16 protein-coding genes are annotated in these 16,995 nt (G+C 71.9%); 6 read left to right on the top strand and 10 right to left on the bottom strand.

Features of this window, described 5'->3' with window-relative positions; all coding sequences use genetic code 11:
* Positions 1 to 44: 44 nt before the first annotated feature.
* The 4 genes from AC3RJ7_RS12135 to AC3RJ7_RS12120 all read right to left on the bottom strand — a co-directional run bounded on the left by AC3RJ7_RS12135 (position 45) and on the right by AC3RJ7_RS12120 (position 5,192).
* A complete protein-coding gene (locus tag AC3RJ7_RS12135; RefSeq protein WP_491456083.1) occupies positions 45 to 1,211 on the bottom strand; it encodes an acyl-CoA dehydrogenase family protein in 1,167 nt (388 codons plus the stop codon).
* 10 nt (positions 1,212 to 1,221) lie between these two features.
* The gene (locus AC3RJ7_RS12130) at positions 1,222 to 3,300 is read right to left on the bottom strand and encodes an acetyl/propionyl/methylcrotonyl-CoA carboxylase subunit alpha (protein WP_491456082.1); all 2,079 of its coding nucleotides are present in this window, start codon (positions 3,298 to 3,300) and stop codon (positions 1,222 to 1,224) included.
* A gap of 219 nt (positions 3,301 to 3,519) precedes the next feature.
* Entirely contained in the window at positions 3,520 to 4,419 is a 900-nt protein-coding gene (locus tag AC3RJ7_RS12125) for an endonuclease domain-containing protein (protein WP_491456081.1), read from the bottom strand.
* A gap of 182 nt (positions 4,420 to 4,601) precedes the next feature.
* A complete protein-coding gene (locus AC3RJ7_RS12120) occupies positions 4,602 to 5,192 on the bottom strand; it encodes a TetR/AcrR family transcriptional regulator (RefSeq protein WP_491456080.1) in 591 nt (196 codons plus the stop codon).
* A gap of 107 nt (positions 5,193 to 5,299) precedes the next feature.
* On the opposite strand from AC3RJ7_RS12120, the gene AC3RJ7_RS12115 reads away from it, so the two are divergent.
* A complete protein-coding gene (locus AC3RJ7_RS12115) occupies positions 5,300 to 6,025 on the top strand; it encodes an MBL fold metallo-hydrolase (protein WP_491456079.1) in 726 nt (241 codons plus the stop codon).
* A 76-nt stretch (positions 6,026 to 6,101) separates the two neighbouring features.
* On the opposite strand, the gene AC3RJ7_RS12110 is transcribed toward AC3RJ7_RS12115, so the two are convergent.
* Positions 6,102 to 7,709: a carboxyl transferase domain-containing protein gene (locus tag AC3RJ7_RS12110; protein ID WP_491456078.1), complete on the bottom strand. Its 1,608-nt coding sequence runs from the start codon at positions 7,707 to 7,709 to the stop codon at positions 6,102 to 6,104.
* A gap of 127 nt (positions 7,710 to 7,836) precedes the next feature.
* Here AC3RJ7_RS12110 and AC3RJ7_RS12105 point away from each other — a divergent pair, with 127 nt between their 5' ends.
* Positions 7,837 to 8,463 (top strand): TetR/AcrR family transcriptional regulator, encoded by a 627-nt coding sequence (locus AC3RJ7_RS12105; RefSeq protein ID WP_491456077.1) that lies wholly within the window; start codon positions 7,837 to 7,839, stop codon positions 8,461 to 8,463.
* The gene (locus AC3RJ7_RS12100) at positions 8,442 to 8,924 is read left to right on the top strand and encodes a GNAT family N-acetyltransferase (RefSeq protein WP_491456076.1); all 483 of its coding nucleotides are present in this window, start codon (positions 8,442 to 8,444) and stop codon (positions 8,922 to 8,924) included. Before AC3RJ7_RS12105 ends, AC3RJ7_RS12100 begins: the two co-directional genes overlap by 22 nt.
* Before the next feature lie 72 nt (positions 8,925 to 8,996).
* Here the strand turns inward: AC3RJ7_RS12100 and AC3RJ7_RS12095 are convergent, their stop codons facing one another.
* From AC3RJ7_RS12095 to pdhA, 4 genes are all read right to left on the bottom strand, one after another.
* The gene (locus tag AC3RJ7_RS12095) at positions 8,997 to 9,311 is read right to left on the bottom strand and encodes a 4a-hydroxytetrahydrobiopterin dehydratase (RefSeq protein ID WP_491456075.1); all 315 of its coding nucleotides are present in this window, start codon (positions 9,309 to 9,311) and stop codon (positions 8,997 to 8,999) included.
* Between the two features lie 153 nt (positions 9,312 to 9,464).
* The gene (locus tag AC3RJ7_RS12090; protein ID WP_491456175.1) at positions 9,465 to 10,874 is read right to left on the bottom strand and encodes a dihydrolipoamide acetyltransferase family protein; all 1,410 of its coding nucleotides are present in this window, start codon (positions 10,872 to 10,874) and stop codon (positions 9,465 to 9,467) included.
* A 5-nt stretch (positions 10,875 to 10,879) separates the two neighbouring features.
* A complete protein-coding gene (locus tag AC3RJ7_RS12085; RefSeq protein WP_491456074.1) occupies positions 10,880 to 11,890 on the bottom strand; it encodes an alpha-ketoacid dehydrogenase subunit beta in 1,011 nt (336 codons plus the stop codon).
* A complete protein-coding gene (gene pdhA, locus AC3RJ7_RS12080; protein WP_491456073.1) occupies positions 11,887 to 13,035 on the bottom strand; it encodes a pyruvate dehydrogenase (acetyl-transferring) E1 component subunit alpha in 1,149 nt (382 codons plus the stop codon). The genes AC3RJ7_RS12085 and pdhA overlap by 4 nt, the downstream gene beginning before the upstream one ends.
* Before the next feature lie 165 nt (positions 13,036 to 13,200).
* On the opposite strand from pdhA, the gene AC3RJ7_RS12075 reads away from it, so the two are divergent.
* The 3 genes from AC3RJ7_RS12075 to AC3RJ7_RS12065 all read left to right on the top strand — a co-directional run bounded on the left by AC3RJ7_RS12075 (position 13,201) and on the right by AC3RJ7_RS12065 (position 14,608).
* Entirely contained in the window at positions 13,201 to 13,665 is a 465-nt protein-coding gene (locus AC3RJ7_RS12075; protein ID WP_491456072.1) for an Lrp/AsnC family transcriptional regulator, read from the top strand.
* A 68-nt stretch (positions 13,666 to 13,733) separates the two neighbouring features.
* On the top strand, positions 13,734 to 14,390 hold the full coding sequence (locus AC3RJ7_RS12070) for an ArsR/SmtB family transcription factor (protein ID WP_491456071.1): 657 nt from the start codon (positions 13,734 to 13,736) through the stop codon (positions 14,388 to 14,390).
* The gene (locus tag AC3RJ7_RS12065; protein WP_491456070.1) at positions 14,387 to 14,608 is read left to right on the top strand and encodes a hypothetical protein; all 222 of its coding nucleotides are present in this window, start codon (positions 14,387 to 14,389) and stop codon (positions 14,606 to 14,608) included. The genes AC3RJ7_RS12070 and AC3RJ7_RS12065 overlap by 4 nt, the downstream gene beginning before the upstream one ends.
* Before the next feature lie 79 nt (positions 14,609 to 14,687).
* On the opposite strand, the gene AC3RJ7_RS12060 is transcribed toward AC3RJ7_RS12065, so the two are convergent.
* Positions 14,688 to 16,970, bottom strand: coding sequence for a polyribonucleotide nucleotidyltransferase (locus AC3RJ7_RS12060; RefSeq protein WP_491456069.1), 2,283 nt, complete (start codon positions 16,968 to 16,970; stop codon positions 14,688 to 14,690).
* Between the last annotated feature and the right edge of the window lie 25 nt (positions 16,971 to 16,995).

Below are 16,995 nucleotides of genomic sequence, written 5' to 3'. Positions count from 1 at the left end.
CTCCCGCCGCGGGTCGACCCGCGGCATCCCTCTCGGTTCGAACGCTACCCCGCGAGACCGAGCTCGCGCGCGATGACCATGAACTGCACCTCGTTGGTGCCCTCGCCGATCTCGAGGATCTTCGAGTCGCGGTAGTGCCGGGCCACGAGGGTCTCGTTCATGAAGCCCATGCCGCCGAAGATCTGCGTCGCGTCGCGCGAGTTCGCCATGGCGGCGTCGCTCGAGACGAGCTTCGCGATCGCGGCCTCCTTCTTGAACGGCAGGCCGGCGTCGGCACGGCGGGCCGCGTCGTGCCAGGCGAGGCGCGCGGTGTGCACGCGGGCCTGCATCTGGGCGATCGTGAACGCGATGTACTGGTGCGAGGCGATCGGCACGCCGAACACGTTGCGGGTCTTCGCGTAGGCGATCGCCTCGTCGAGGCAGCCCTGCGCGGCGCCGGTCGAGAGCGCGGCGATCGCGATGCGGCCCTCGTCGAGCGTCTGCAGGAAGTTCGCGAAGCCGCGGCCCCGCTCGCCGAGCAGGTTCGCCGCGGGCACGCGCACGTCGTCGAACGTGAGGGGGTGCGTGTCGCTCGCGCGCCAGCCCACCTTGTCATAGCCGGGGGCGACCGTGAAGCCGGGCGTGCCGTTCGGCACGATGATCGTCGAGAGCTCCTTCGAGACCGAACCGTCGGGGCGGGTGCGCTCACCGGTCACCGCCGTGATGGTGACGAATCTCGTGATGGGCGTGCCCGAGTTGGTGATGAACTGCTTCGAGCCGTTGATCACCCACTCGTCGCCGTCGAGCACGGCCGTCGTGCGCGTCGCGCCGGCGTCGGACCCGGCCTCGGGCTCGGTCAGGCCGAACCCGGCGAGCGCGCGACCGGCGACGAGGTCGGGCAGCAGCTCGGCCTTCTGCTCGTCGGTGCCGTGCCGGAAGATCGGCATCGCCCCGAGGCCGACCGCGGCCTCGAGCGTGATCGCGATGGACTGGTCGACGCGGGCGAGCGCCTCGATCGCGAGGCACAGCGCGAGATAGTTGCCGCCCTGGCCGCCGACCTCTTCGGGGAACGGCAGGCCGAACAGCCCGAGGTCGCCCATCTGCGCGACGACGTCCATCGAGAGCGTGTGGGTGCGGTCGGCTTCGTACGACTGCGGTGCGACGACGGTGTCGGCGAACTCGCAGACCATGTCGTACAGCTGCTGTTCTTCCGGGCTCAGCTCGGTGCTCACGTCGTGCTCCTCATTCCTCGTGGGGTGTTCTCGGGTGCGCACCCTCGTGGGATGCGCCCGACGATGCGGCGTCGGGGGTCGAGGCGACGCCGACCGGCCGACGGTCGACCTCGCCTTCGAGATCTGCGGACGGCTCGGACTCGACGTGCACGCGGGCGACGGCCTGGTCGCGCGAGACCTGCTCGCCAGTGGCGACCGACAGTGTCACGATTCCGCCGACGGCGGCGGTCACGCGGTGCTCCATCTTCATCGCCTCGATCGCGACCACGGCATCGCCCGGCTCGACCCGGTCGCCGTCGGCGACGAGCACGGCGGTGACGGTGCCGGGCATGGGTGCCCGGAGCTCGGGGTCGGTGGCACCGCCGCGCTCGATCATGGCGAGCCTCGCGTCGAGTGCGGCGCGGCGGTCGGTCGCGGCCACGCGCCAGGTGCCCTGGCGCGTGTGCAGCCAGATCGCACCGTCGGGAGCGGTCGCGACGACGTCGGCGTCCACGGCGGTCGACACGACGCCGCCCGGGGTGGGCGCGGCCCCGGCTGAGACACTGCCGCCCGTGCGGCCGAGTCGCCAGTCCCGGGCGAGCTGCCAGGCCCGGCCGCCGGCCTCGCGCGCGGCGTCGACCGCTTCGGCGGTACGCACCGCGCGAGCGGCGGCGAGCACCTCCGCGGGTGCGCCGTCGGACTCGGGATCGGGCATGCGGTCGATGAGGCCGGTGTCGAGATCGCCCCGCTGCACCGCCGGTTCGGCGATGAGCCGCCGGAGGAATGCGACGTTCGTGTCGACGCCGAGCACGACCGTGTCGGCGAGTGCGCCGTCGAGGCGGGCGAGGGCCTCGGCGCGGTCGGCGCCGTGCGCGATGACCTTCGCAAGCATCGGGTCGTAGTCGGCGGTGATGCGTTGGCCCGAGCGGATGCCGCCGTCGACGCGGACCCCGGCGCCGTTCGGCTCGCGCCAGGCGAGCAGTTCACCGGTCGACGGCAGGAAGCCGCGTTCGGGGCTCTCCGCGTAGACGCGCGCCTCGATCGCGTGGCCGGTCAGTTCGACGTCGTCCTGTCGCACGGCGAGCGGTTGACCGGCCGCGATGCGCAACTGCTGCTCGACGAGGTCGATGCCCGTGACGAGCTCGGTGACCGGGTGCTCGACCTGCAGGCGGGTGTTCATCTCGATGAAGAAGAACTCCTCGGGCGCCGCGTCGGACACGAGGAACTCGACCGTGCCGGCGCCGCGGTAGTCGACGCTGCGCGCCGCGTCGCATGCCGCCTCGCCGATGCGGGCGCGGGTCGCCGGGTCGAGCAGGGGCGACGGCGCCTCTTCGATGACCTTCTGGTGACGGCGCTGCAGCGAGCACTCGCGTTCGCCGAGGTGGATGACGTGGCCGTGCGCGTCGGCGAGCACCTGCACCTCGATGTGCCGGGGGCGCTCGATGAGCCGTTCGAGCAGGAGGGTGTCGTCGCCGAACGCCGCTCTGGCGATGCGGCGGGCAGCCGGCAGGGCCGCCGCGAGCTCGTCGGCGTCGCGAGCGACCTGCATGCCCTTGCCGCCGCCGCCCGCGGACGGCTTGACGAGCAGCGGGAAGCCGACGCCGGGCGCCGCCTCCGAAAGCGCCGCGTCGTCGAGGTCGGGATCGGCGATGCCGGGCACGGTCGGCACCCCGGATGCGGCGACGTGCCGCTTGGCCCGGATCTTGTCGCCCATGATCTCGAGCGCCCGCGATCCGGGGCCGACGAAGACGATGCCCGCCTCAGCGCACGCGGCCGCGAAGCCTGCGTCCTCTGAGAGGAACCCGTAGCCGGGATGGACGGCCTGAGCACCGGTCGCGAGCGCGGCCGCGATGAGTCGATCGGGGTCGAGGTAGCTCTCCCCGGCGGCGGCCGGACCGATGCGCACGGCGTCGTCGGCGAGCCGGACGTGCGGGGCGTCGGCGTCGGCGTCGGAGAACACCGCGATCGAGTGGATGCCGAGCCGCCGGAGGGTTCGGATGACGCGGAAGGCGATCTCACCCCGGTTCGCGACGAGCACGCGCTCGAACGGGCGGGGATCGGCGGGAAGTCGGGACCCGGCATCGCCGGACCAGCCCTCGAACGTGACCATTCGCGCCCCTCTGCAACACTGCAGCGCGCCGTCCAGTTAGCGCGCACTAACTGGATTCGATGTTAGTGCTCGCTAACTGAAATGGCAAGCGTGCCGGGCACAGTCCCGCCGCGATTCCGAGGAGTTCGGCGATTCCGAGAAGCCTGCATATGATTCGCTCCTCGATATAGCAGAACTCCTCGTCTCAGCACGGTCTCCCCCGCGCCACGGCGGCAACCTTCAGGCCGCGAGGTGGAGCCCTTGGGCGACGGCGCGAGCGATGAGGGCGTGCACGCCGTGCCAGCCGTCGACGACCTGGTGGTAGCCGATCCGGATCACGTGGTACCCGAGCAGCATCAGCGCCCCATCATGCTCGACGTCGGACTCGCGTTGGGAGCCGACGTGGTGCCCGCCGTCGATCTGCAGAACCAGTCGATCGCCGATCAGGAAGTCGACGTGATGCCCAGCGATCCAGACTTGCGGCACGATCGCCAGACGCAACCACGACAACCGCGGCACGACGAACGACTCGAGCCCCGAGTCCGAGAACGGCACGGCGGACTCGAGCACCGTCCGCGCTGACGACGGCAGCGGCATCCGTTCGAGGGAACCGCGATCGACGAGCCCCCGCCGAAGCGCCGACTCCCACACCGCGAGGGCGGATTCGAACGGTTGACAGGCCGCGACGATCGTGAGCACGTTCTCGATCGGGTCGACGAGTTCATCAGGATGCCGCGGCACCAGCGGCCTGGCCCAGTGCACCGTGGCTCGACGGGGCGATGCGGAGCCGGAGTGCGGAGGTGCGGCGACATGCGGCCGGTCCTCTTCCAAGACCCAGAGCCCGAGCCGTTTCGCTTGCGTGATGCAGGAGATGACGACCCCGGCCCGCGCCGCGGCGACGAGGTAGGGGTCGGCACCGGGCAGCGCAACCCAACCTTTGCGCACGCGCACGACCTGTCCGATCGCGAGCGCACGGGCGATGTCGTGCCGACTGCGGCCCGCCAGGATCAGCCGCCGGGTCCGCGCGACTCCGCCGGCAGCCGCGACCGTCGCGGCGACGGACGGGGGCGCGCCAACGTCCTCGGCGGCGGGTTCGAGTCCGTGCGCAGACCCGAGCCGGACGAGGTCGACGCTGTTCACCCGACGAGCCTCGCGGACGCCGACCGATTCGCCGGGTACCGGGCCGGCATCGGGGGACGCACGGTGGCCGCCGCCCCCTGGGGAGGACGAGTGCGCCCGGTGCGCGGCGGGCAGCGACGTGAGGAGATCTGTGAATCCGAGGATCGCGTCGAGCACAGGCTTCCTCGGAATCGCAGATCTCCTCAGAATCGCAGCTCTCCCCGGGCCGCCTCCGACGCGGAAGCCGAGAGGGCGTCCGCGAGGCGGTCGACGCCGTACTCGAAGGCGCGGTCGACGTCGCCGCCCAGCCGGAACGCGCCGGACAGTTCCATCGTGACGAACCCGTTCGCCCAGGCGGTGACCGTGCGGGCCGCGTTCAGCGCATCGGCCTCGCCGACGAGCGCCCGCGCGACGCGCAGGACGGGAGCACTCGCCTCGGCGAGCACCGACTGCGACACTCCCCCGCCGGCGGGCGCGAACACGAGCCCGAAGGCGACGGGGCGCTCGTGCGCGAACGCCCGCAGCCCATGGGCGAGCTCGACGAGACCGCGACGCGGATCGTCGACCGATGCCACCGCGGCATCGAGCCGAGCGGCGAGATCGCGCACGGTCGCCTCGGCGACGAGCGCGACGAGCGCGCCGCGATTGCGCACGCGCTTGTAGAGCGACGGCGCGCGCACGCCGACGCGGCCTGCGACGGCCTGCATGGTCAGTCCGTCGAGCCCGGCGGACTCGACGATCGATCGACCTGCGGCGACGATCTCCTCGAGCGAGGTGCGATCGGGTGCGGGCATCTTGACTCCCTCCTGCGTTGGTTCAGATTCTAGGCTATTGCGCATAGCCATGATGGCTATGTAGCATAGCCATCACCGATTCCGCCAACGACCCGAGGACGCCGATCATGCAACTCGCCCCTTCCCTCCACCGCATCGGCAACGACCTCGTCGCGGTCTACCTCGTCGACGCCCCCGAGGGCGTGACCGTGATCGACGCCGGCCTCTCCGGCCAATGGCCCGAGCTCGTCGCCGAGCTCTCCGCGATGGGCCGCTCGATCGACGACATCCGCGGCGTCGTGCTGACCCACGGCGACACCGACCACATCGGATTCGCCGAACGCCTGCGGCGCGACCACGGCGTGCCGGTGCACGTGCACGAGGCCGACGCGGCCCGGGCGCGCGGCGAGGAGTCGACGAAGCCCGAGTGGGGACACGTCCGGCTCGGCGCGACCGCGAAGTTCCTCTGGTACGCGGCGCGCAAGGGCGGCCTGCGCACGACGCACCTCACCGAGGTCGTGCCCATGCACGACGGCGACGTGCTCGACCTGCCGGGCGAGCCGCGGATCATCGGCCTGCCGGGGCATTCGGCCGGCAGCGTCGCGATCCACGTGCCCGCCGTCGACGCGGTGTTCGTCGGCGACGCGCTCACCACTCGCCACGTGCTCACGGGCGAGCACGGCCCTCGGCCCGCGCCCTTCACCGACGACCCCGCCGAGGCGCTCGCCTCCCTGCACCGGCTCGACGGCATCGAGGCGAGCTGGGTGCTGCCCGGGCACGGCACGCCGTGGCACGAGGGGGTGCCGGCGATCGTCGCCGCGATCGAGCGCGCCGCCGAGGCATCCGGTCGCTGAACGCCGCACGGGTCGAGCGGGCGACGGTCGTCCGATCTGCGCGATCTCCGGACGACCATCGCCCGCTGCGGTGCCGCTACATGCGGAAGAGGCCGAAAGCCGGCTCGGGCAGCGGGGTCCGGCTCGCGAGCTCGAGCGCGAGGGCGAGCACCGTTCGCGTGTCCTCGGGCGCGATGATGCCGTCGTCCCAGAGCCGCGCGGTCGAGTGGTACGGGCTGCCCTGGTCCTCGTACTGGGCGCGGATCGGTGCGCGGAACGCCTCCTCCGCGTCATCCGACCAGGTCTCGCCCCTGACCGCGAGCTGGTCGCGCTTGACCGTCGCGAGCACCGAGGCGGCCTGCTCGCCGCCCATCACCGAGATGCGCGCATTCGGCCACATCCAGAGGAACCTGGGCGAGTACGCGCGGCCGCACATCGAGTAGTTGCCGGCACCGAACGAGCCGCCGATCACGACCGTGAACTTCGGCACGCGCGTCGTCGCGACGGCCGTCACCATCTTGGCTCCGTGCTTCGCGATGCCGCCCGACTCGGCGTCGCGGCCGACCATGAAGCCCGAGATGTTCTGCAGGAACACGAGCGGGATGCCGCGCTGGTCGCACAGCTCGATGAAGTGCGCGCCCTTCATCGCCGACTCGCTGAAGAGCACGCCGTTGTTCGCGACGATGCCGACGGGATGGCCGTCGATGTGGGCGAACCCCGTGACGAGCGTGTCGCCGTACTCGGGCTTGAACTCGCTGAACTCGCTGCCGTCGACGAGCCGCGCGATCACCTCGCGCACGTCGTAGGGCTGCTGCACGTCGACCGGCACGGCCGCGGTGAGGCCCGCCGGGTCGACGGCCGGCGGCCGGGGCTCGCGCACGGCCCAGGCGCGCGCCGGCTGGGCGGGCAGCGTCGCCACCATGTCGCGCACGAGCTCGAGGGCGTGCTCGTCGTCCTCCGCGAGGTGGTCGGTGACACCGGAGACGCGCGAGTGCAGCTCGCCGCCGCCGAGTTCTTCGGGCGTGACGACCTCGCCGATCGCGGCCTTCACGAGCGGCGGGCCGCCGAGGAAGATCGTGCCCTGGCCCCGGACGATGACGGTCTCGTCGCTCATCGCGGGCACGTAGGCTCCGCCCGCCGTGCACGAGCCGAGCACGGCCGCGAGCTGCGGGATGCGCATCGAGGAGAGCTGCGCCTGGTTGTAGAAGATGCGGCCGAAGTGCTCGCGGTCGGGGAAGACCTCGTCCTGCAGCGGCAGGAACGCGCCGCCCGAGTCGACGAGGTAGACGCACGGCAGGCGCTGCTCCTTCGCGATCTCCTGTGCACGCAGGTGCTTCTTGACCGTCATCGGGTAATAGGTGCCGCCCTTCACGGTCGCGTCGTTGCAGACGACCATGACCGGGCGGCCGTGCACGAGGCCGATGCCCGTGATGATGCCTGCGCCCGGCGAATCGCCGTCGTAGAGCCCGTCGGCGGCGAGCGGCGCGACCTCGAGGAACGGGCTGCCCTCGTCGAGCAGGCGGTCGACTCGGTCGCGGGGCAGCAGCTTGCCGCGGGCGACGTGGCGTTCGCGGGATGACTCGGGCCCGCCGAGCGCGGCGGCGGCGAGCCGCTCGCGCAGCTCTCCCACGAGTTCGGCGTGCGCGGCGGCGTTCGCGCGCCCCGCTTCGCCCTCGGCGTCGATGTGCGTGTGCAGCGTGACCATTTCGCCCCGTCTCGCTCGGTCCGTCGTCGGCGCCCTCGCCGGCGGCGGCGCGCCCCCTTGTGGACGGCACGTGATTTCGGTTAGTGTGCACTAACTCGATTCCCGATGTTAGCGAGCGTTAACCGAGATGGCAAGCAGCCCCGCCCCCGTGCCCGAGGCACCGGCCGTGCTCACGGAGCGCGGCCGCCAGAAGGCCGACCGCCGCGCCGCCATCCTCGCCGCCGCGGCCACGCTCTTCGCCGAGCGAGGCTACGCGGGGGTCACGATCGAAGACCTGGGCACGGCCGTCGGCGTCTCCGGCCCCGCCGTGTACCGGCATTTCCCGGGCAAGGCCGCCGTGCTGGCGGCGATCCTCGAGGGCGCGAGCCGAGCCCTGCTCGACGGGGCCGAACGGGTCCTCGACGAGGCATCGGCCCCCGACGAGGCGCTGCGCGCCCTCATCGCGCACCATGTCGACTTCGCGCTGGGCGACGCCGACGTCATCCTCGTGCAGGACCGCGAACTCGAGCAGCTCGATCGCGGCGCGCGGCACGAGGTGCGCCTGCTCCAGCGCCGGTACGTCGAGAACTGGGTCGACGTCCTCTCCAGACTCCGGCCCGATCGGGCCGAGGCGGAGCTCAGGGTCCGGGCACACGCCGCCTTCGGCCTCCTGAACTCCACTCCGCACAGCGCCCGCATCCCGGGGCGCCGACCTGCCGAGGGCACCGTCCGCGGCATCCTGGAGGAGATGGCATGGGCGAGCCTCATGTCGTGACGCTGCGCGCGACCCGCGTCGGCGATCTCGATGCACTGTTCCTGATCGAGCAAGACCCCGTCGCGGTCGAGATGGCCGCGTTCACCCCGCCCGATCCGGGCGACCGGGCGATGTTCGACGCCCACTGGCGACGGCTCTTCGACGACCCGGGCGTCGACGCCCGCACCGTCCGGGCCGACGGCGACATCGTGGGCAGCGTCGCCCGCTGGTTCGACGAGGGCACGCCCGAGATCACCTACTGGATCGACCGCGCCTACTGGGGACGCGGCATCGCGACGCGCGCGATGCGGCTCTTCCTCGACACGCTCGGCGAACGCCCTGTGCGGGCCCGCGTCGCCGCCGACAACGCCGGCTCGATCGCGGTGCTCGAGAAGCTCGGCTTCGAGCAGGTGGGCACCGAGACGGGGTTCGCGAACGCGCGCGGCACCGAGGTCGAGGAGCGCGTCTACCAGCTCGGTTGAGCCGGCGGATGCCTCGCCCGCGCGCCGTCGTGCGCGGGCCCGTCCGGCGTGCCGCGGTGCGCCCGCTCGCGATCAGTTGCCGGGCCGCGCACCCTGCCCGTCGGCGAGCGCGTCGATGCGCCGGGCGAGTTCGACGTCGCGGGAGGTGACGCCCCCGACGTCGTGCGAGCTCAGCTCGAAGTCGATGCGGCCCCAGCCGAGCCGCACGTCGGGATGGTGGTTGAGGGCGTCGGCGACGGCCGCCACCTCGTCGAGGAGGTCGACGGCGCTCGCGAAGTCGTCGGTGCGGTAGGCGCCGTCGAGCCGATCGCCGGTGTGCACGAACGCCGTGCCCGCCAGGTCGTCGGCCGTCTCGGCAGGGGTGAGGATGCGGCGCGGGTCGTTCATACCGCCATCATCCTCCGGGCCGTGTCACGCGGAAAGGGTACGGGTCCACCGACGTGACGCGCACGCGGAATCGAGTGGGCAGTGGTCGTCCGGAATCGGTCATCACCGGACGATCTCTGCCCACTCGATCGGGCGGCTACCGCGGCCCGGGGGTCACATCATCGTCAGCGCACGCCCCGGCTCCCGCAGGATCGCCCCGATGTCGGCGAGGAACCGCGAACCCTGCTCGCCGTCGACGAGCCGGTGGTCGAACGACAGGCTGAGCGTCATCACCTCGCGCAGTGCGATCTCGCCGCGGTGCTCCCACGGCTGCCGGCGCACGGCCCCCATCGCGAGGATCGCGGCCTCGCCCGGGTTGAGGATCGGCGTACCCGCATCGATGCCGAAGACGCCGATGTTGGTGATCGAGATCGTGCCGCCCGCGAGGTCGGCGGGGCTCGTGCGCCCCGCGCGGGCCGTCTCGGCGAGCGCGGTGATCGCGTCGGCGAGGCCCAGCAGCGTGAGCCCGTCGGCGCCCTTGATGTTCGGCACCACGAGACCGCGCTCGGTCGCCGCGGCGATGCCGAGGTTGACGCCGCCGAACTGCACGATCTCCTGGGCCTCTTCGTCCCATCGGGCGTTGACGTCGGGCGTGCGACGGGCGGCGATGCAGAGTGCCTTCGCGACCACGGCGAGCGGCGTGACCCGGTGGGCGGCGAGCGCACGATCGTCGCGCAGGCCGCGCACGAGCTCCATCGTCTCCGTGACGTCGACGGTGAGGAACTCGGTGACGTGCGGGGCGGTGAAGGCGCTGCGCACCATCGCCGCGGCCGTGTGCTTGCGCACGCCGCGGATCGGGACTCGCGTCTCGGCCGGCTGCCCGGCGCGGGCGCCCCCGACCGGCTCCCCCCGGGTCTGCCCCGCCTGGGGTGCGGCGGTCGCCGGCGCCGTGAGCGAGGATGCCGCGTGCTCGACGTCGTCGCGGGTGATGAGCCCGCGCGGGCCGGTGCCCGCGACCCGCTCGAGGTCGACGCCGAGGTCGCGCGCGAGCTTGCGCACGGGCGGCGTCGAGCGGGGACGCTCGGGGCGCTCGCCGAGCGGGGAACCGCCGGTAGCCGTGCCCACCGGCTCCGCAGCGGTCGGCGCGGGTTCGTCGACCGCTGCCGCGGCGGCCGCGGGCGCCGCGGCTCCGGGCGCACGACGTGCGCGCCGCTTCGGGCCGCCCTCGTCGCGCGCGCCGTAGCCGACGAGCGTGGGCTCGGGGGCATCGGCGGTCGAGGTGCTCGGCGCCGAGGCATCCGTGCCGGCCGGTTCGCCGTCGGCCGGCTCGCCGCCCTCGACCGGCTCGCCCGTGTCGCACGAGAAGAGCGGATCGCCGACGTTGACCGTCTCGCCCTCGGCCGCGTGCAGCGCGGTGATGACGCCCGCGTAGGGCGTCGGCAGCTCGACGACCGCCTTCGCGGTCTCGACGTCGGCGACGATCTGGTTGAGCTCGACCCGGTCGCCGACGGCGACGCGCCAGGCGACGATCTCGCTCTCGGTGAGGCCCTCGCCGAGGTCGGGCAGGGGGAAGTCGCGGATCATCGTCGTCATGCCTCCACTCCGCTCAGCGAGTTGGGACGCCCCAGCACCCGGTCGACGCCGTCGAGGATGCGGTCGAGGTCGGGGAGGTGGTGCTTCTCGAGCTTCGCGGGCGGGTACGGGATGTCGTGGCCGGTCACGCGCACGGGCGCGGCCTCGAGGAACTCGAAGCAGCGCTCGGTGATCGACGCGACGATCTCGGCGCCCATGCCGCCCTGCTGGCCCGCCTCGTGCGCGATCACGAGCCGGCCCGTGCGGCGCACCGACGCCTCGACCGGGGCGTAGTCGATCGGTGCGAGCGAGCGCAGGTCGATCACCTCGATCGAGATGCCGTCCTCCGCGGCGGCGATCGCCGCGTCGCGGGCGGTCTGCACGAGCGCGCCGTACGTGACGAGGGTGACGTCGTCGCCCCGTGCGATCGTCGACGCGACCCCCATCGGCGGCGCGTCGGCGAGGCTCGCGTCGAGGTCGACCTCGCCCTTGACGTGATAGCGGCGCTTCGGCTCGAAGAAGAGCACCGGGTCGTCGCTGGCGATCGCCTGGCGGATCATGAGGTGCGCGTCGGCCGGGTTCGAGCAGGCGACGACGCGAAGGCCGGCGGTGTGCGCGAAGTACGCCTCGGGCGACTCGGAGTGGTGCTCGGCCGCGCCGATGCCGCCGCCGAAGGGCACGCGGATCGTGATCGGCATCTTCACCGTGCCGCGCGAGCGGTAGTGCAGCTTCGCGACCTGGGCGACGATCTGGTCGAAGCCGGGGTAGATGAAGCCGTCGAACTGGATCTCCACGACGGGGCGGAACCCGCGGTACGCGAGCCCGACCGCGGTACCGACGATGCCCGCTTCCGACAGGGGCGAGTCGACGACGCGATGCGCGCCGAACTCGGCCTTCAGGCCGTCGGTGACGCGGAACACGCCGCCGAGCGTGCCGATGTCCTCGCCCATGAGCACGACCTTGTCGTCGTCGGCGAGGGCGCGGCGGAGCCCGGCGTTCAGGGCCTTCGCCAGGGTCAGCTGGGTCATCGCACGCCTCCTTCGCGACCGGATGCCTCGGTGCCGGCCTCGTCGAACATCGCGAGGTAGCGCGCGTACCGGTCGCGCTGGCGATCGAGGTGGCTGTTCGGCTCGGCGTAGACGTGGTCGAACACCGTCAGCGGCGCAGGGTCGGCGAGGGTCGTGATCGCGGCGCGCAGTTCGGCGGCGACGCGGTCGGCTTCGGCCTGCGCGTCGCGCTGCAGGCCTTCGGCGTCGACGCCCGAGGCCTCGAGGAACGCCAGGACGCGCGCGATCGGGTCGCGCTCGCGCCACTCGGCGAGCTCGGGTTCGGCGCGGTAGCGCGTCGGGTCGTCGGCGGTGGTGTGCGGTCCGAGCCGGTAGGTGACGGCCTCGATGAACGTGGGCCCCTCACCGCGGCGGGCGCGGTCGAGGGCGATGCGGGTCGCCGCGAGGACGGCGAGCACGTCGTTGCCGTCGACGCGGATGCCGGGCATGCCGAAGCCGTCCGCCCGACGGGCGAGCGGCTGCTTCGACTGCAGGCCGACGGGCTCGGAGATCGCCCACTGGTTGTTCTGGCAGAAGAACACGACGGGGGCGTCGAAGCTCGCGGCGAACACGAGAGCCTCGTTGACGTCGCCCTCGCTCGTCGCGCCGTCGCCGAAGTACGCGATCGCCGCGGTGTCGCTGCCCTCCCAGCGGGCGCCCATGGCGTAACCCGTCGCGTGGAGCGCCTGCGCGCCGATGATGATCTGCGGCACGGCCATGTTGTGCTCGAACGGGTTCCAGCCGCTCGCGGCGGTGCCGCGCCACACGCTCAGGAGTTGGGCGGGCTGCACGTCGCGCACCCAGGCGACGGCGTGCTCGCGATAGCTGGAGAAGACGAAGTCGTCGTCGCGGAGGGCTCGCGCCGAACCGATCTGGGCGGCCTCCTGGCCGGCGAGCGGCGGCCACAGGCCGAGCTCGCCCTGTCGCTGGAGCGCGGTGGCCTCGGTGTCGAGTCGGCGTACGACGACCATGTCGCGGTACAGCCGCGCGAGCACATCGAGGTCGATGTCGCGCACCCACGGGTCGTAGGCGTCGTCGCGCACGCGCTCGCCCGCCGGGGTGATCAGCTGGACGAACGGATCGGGGCGGGTCAAAAGCCCCGTGGCGTCTCGGTCGGATGGGGTCATCGTCGATCCTCGCTTTCGGCGGGCCCGCTTCGTGGGCAGCCCGCACCGGCCGCTCTGCCGGATACCGCGAGCATACGTCGATCGGTCACACCGCTCAAGCATCGATGGATCGGCTGAGCATGTTGCTCAACTACGGGGGCCCCAGCGGTGCTATCGTCGGGCGATATGACCGGTTACGACGCCGTCGATCGCGCCCTGCTCTCGGCACTCGCTCCCGACCCCCGCGCGACGGTGGTCGCCCTGGCCGACCGGCTCGGCCTGTCGCGCAACACCGTGCAGGCGAGGATGGCGCGACTCGAGGCATCCGGCGCGTTCCTCTCGTTCGAGCGCAGCATGGACCCGGCCCCGCTCGGCTACCCGCTCGAGGCGTTCATCGCCGTTCACGTGCGGCAGAAGGTGCTCGGCGAGGTGGTCGACCGCATCGCCGAGATACCCGAGGTCATCCAGGCGCACGGACTCTCGGGATCCGTCGACCTGCTCGTGCGGGTCGTCTGCCGCGACGCGCACGATCTCTTCCGCATCGACGGCGAGATCCTGGCGGTCGACGGCGTCGAGCGCACCGAGACGTCGCTCGCGATGGGCGAGCTCATCCCGTATCGACTCGGGCCGCTGCTCGAATCGGGGAGCTAGCCGACACGCAAAGAAACCATTGCAAACAAACTCTTGCAAAGAGTTCTTTGCAGCGGTATCTTTGCAACATGACCGAGACGCCCGAGAACTTCGAAGACCAGCCGAGCAGCACCCGCCACCCGGGAATCGACCACGTGCTGTCGACGACCGCGCTGAAATCGCTCGCCCATCCGCTGCGCGTGCGCATCTACGACGAGCTGTCGGCGTTCGGCCCGCTCACCTCGAGCGGGCTCGCCGAACGGCTCGGCGAGTCGAGCGGCTCGATGAGCTATCACCTCCGCCAGCTCGAGGGCGCCGGCCTCATCCGCGAGAACACCACGCGCGGAAAGGGTCGTGAGCGCTGGTGGGAGCGGGTGCCCGGTTCGGTCGCCATTCCCGATGCACGCTCGCTGCCGGCCGGCAGCGCCGAGCGCCTGGCCGCGAAGCTCGTGGAGGACGAGTGGATGCACGCCCGCGAGCAGAACTACCGCCACTTCGTCGCCGACGGCGACCAGGTGTTCGGGCCGGAGTGGCTCGACGTCGCGACGGCCGACACGATCAACCTGCGACTGACCCCCGAACAGCTCGCGGCGCTCGTCGCCGAGATCGACGCCGTCTTCCTGAAGTACGGCGAACTCTACAAGTTCACTCCCACGCCGGGCTCGCGCCCGGTGCAGATCCACCTCAACGCCTTCCCGCTCGTACGCGGGGAGGTCACCGACGACACGAAGAAGGAGCGATCATGACGAACGCCACCCTCTCCCCCCTCGCGCCCGGTGCGGGCACGCTCGCCGGCCTCGCCGTACGCGGCGGCCTCGGCCTCGCGAGCTGGGGCCTGCGCCTCGCGAGCCGGCGCAACGACCGCGAGCGGCAGCTCGACCGGCTCGAGGCCCGCGCCGCAGCACGCCGGGCCCTCGCCGAGCGCGATGCGCTGACGAGCCGGGCGACGACCCGACTGCTCTGAGTCGCGGACTCGCGTCGAAGCGACGGATGCCCCGCCCGAAGTGAATCGGGCGGGGCATCCGTGCGCGTGCGGGGTGCGACTACGCGTCGGCACCCTCGGCGGGAGCCTCGGCGTGCTCGCCGGTCGCGCCGCGACCCTCGGAGTCCGCGTCCTCCTGCAGCACCGGGGCGAGCGAGAGCTTGCCGCGGTCGTCGATCTTCGTGATCTCGACGAGGATCTTCTGGCCGACACCGAGGACGTCCTCGACGTTCTCGACCCGCTTGCCGCCGGCGAGCTTGCGCACCTCCGAGATGTGGAGGAGGCCGTCCTTGCCGGGCAGCAGCGAGACGAACGCGCCGAAGGCGGCGATCTTCACGACCGTGCCGAGGAACTGCTCGCCGACCTCGGGGTTGGTCGGGTTGGCGATCGCGTTGACCTGGGCGCGGGCGGCCTCGGCCGAGGGGCCGTCGGTCGCGCCGATGTAGACGGTGCCGTCCTCCTCGATCGAGATCTCGGCGCCGGTCTCGTCCTGGATGGCGTTGATCGTCTTGCCCTTCGGGCCGATCAGCTCACCGATCTTGTCGACCGGGATCTGCACGCTGATGACGCGCGGCGCGGTCGGCGCCATCTCGTCGGGCGCGTCGATCGCGGCGTTGAGCACGGCGAGGATCGTCGTGCGGGCGTCCTTCGCCTGCGTCAGCGCGCCGGCGAGCACCGAGGCGGGGATGCCGTCGAGCTTCGTGTCGAGCTGGATCGCCGTGACGAACTCGCTGGTGCCGGCGACCTTGAAGTCCATGTCGCCGAGGGCGTCTTCGGCACCGAGGATGTCGGTGAGCGCCGCGTAGCGGGTCTCGCCGTCGACGGTGTCGGAGATGAGGCCCATCGCGATGCCCGCGACGGGGGCCTTGAGCGGCACACCGGCGTTGAGGAGCGACAGGGTCGACGCGCAGACCGAGCCCATCGAGGTCGAGCCGTTCGAGCCGAGCGCCTCCGAGACCTGCCGGATCGCGTAGGGGAACTCGTCGCGCGACGGCAGCACCGGCACGAGGGCGCGCTCGGCGAGGGCGCCGTGGCCGATCTCGCGGCGCTTGGGCGAACCCACACGACCCGTCTCACCCGTCGAGTACGGCGGGAAGTTGTAGTTGTGCATGTAGCGCTTCTTCGTCACCGGCGAGAGCGAGTCGATCTGCTGCTCCATCTTGAGCATGTTCAGCGTGGTGACGCCCAGGATCTGGGTCTCGCCGCGCTGGAAGATCGCCGAGCCGTGCACGCGGGGCACGACCTGCACCTCGGCGTCGAGCGGACGGATGTCGGCGAGGCCGCGGCCGTCGATGCGGACGCCCTCTTCGAGCACGCGCGTGCGCATGACCTTCTTCGTGACCGACTTGTACGCGGCCGACACCTCGGCGATGGCCGACTCGGGCAGCTCGCCCGCCTCGACCTTGGCCGCGATGTGCTCCTTGGTGCGCGCCTTGAGGGCGTCGTCGGCGTCCTGGCGCTCGACCTTGCCGGCGATCTGGTAGACGTCCTTGAGCTCGGCGCCGGCGAAGGCCGCGACGGCCTCCTTGACCTCGGGCTGGTAGGGCGGGAACGTCGGGTAGTCGGCGACGGGCTTCGCCGCCGTCTTCGCGACCTGGAGCTGCGCCTCGACGAGCTGCTTGATGAAGGGCTTCGACGACTCGATGCCCTGCGCGATGACCTCTTCGTTCGGCTTGACGGCGCCGCCCTGGATGAGGTTCCACGCGTTGTCGGTCGCCTCGGCCTCGATCATCATGATCGCGACGTCCTGCGAGCCGTCGGCCTCGGTCACGACGCGGCCGGCGACGACCATGCTGAACACGGCCTCGTCGAGCTGCGAGTGCTTCGGGAAGGCGACCCACTGGCCGTCGATGAGCGCGACGCGCACACCCGCGACGGGGCCGGAGAACGGCAGGCCCGAGAGCTGGGTCGAGAGCGAGGCGGCGTTGATGGCGAGCACGTCGTAGAGCTCGTCGGGCTCGATCGCGAGCACGGTGACGACGACCTGCACCTCGTTGCGGAGGCCCTCGACGAACGAGGGGCGCAGGGGGCGGTCGATGAGGCGGCAGGTGAGGATCGCCTCGGTCGACGGGCGGCCCTCGCGACGGAAGAACGAACCGGGGATGCGGCCCGCGGCGTACATGCGCTCCTCGACGTCGATCGTCAGCGGGAAGAAGTCGAAGTGCTCCTTCGGCTGCTTCGAGACGGAGGTCGCCGACAGCAGCATCGTCTCTTCGTCGATGTAGGCGACCGCCGAGCCCTGCGCCTGCTGCGCGAGGCGACCGGTCTCGAAGCGGATGGTACGCGTGCCGAACTTGCCGTTGTCGATGACGGTCTCGGCGAACGTGATTTCAGGACCTTCCAAGAGGCCTCTCCTTTGTTTAACGTCG

This window comes from Agromyces solani (genome assembly GCF_058349925.1).
Note: the sequence above shows the minus strand (reverse complement) of the source record. Positions and strands in the feature narration are given on the sequence as shown.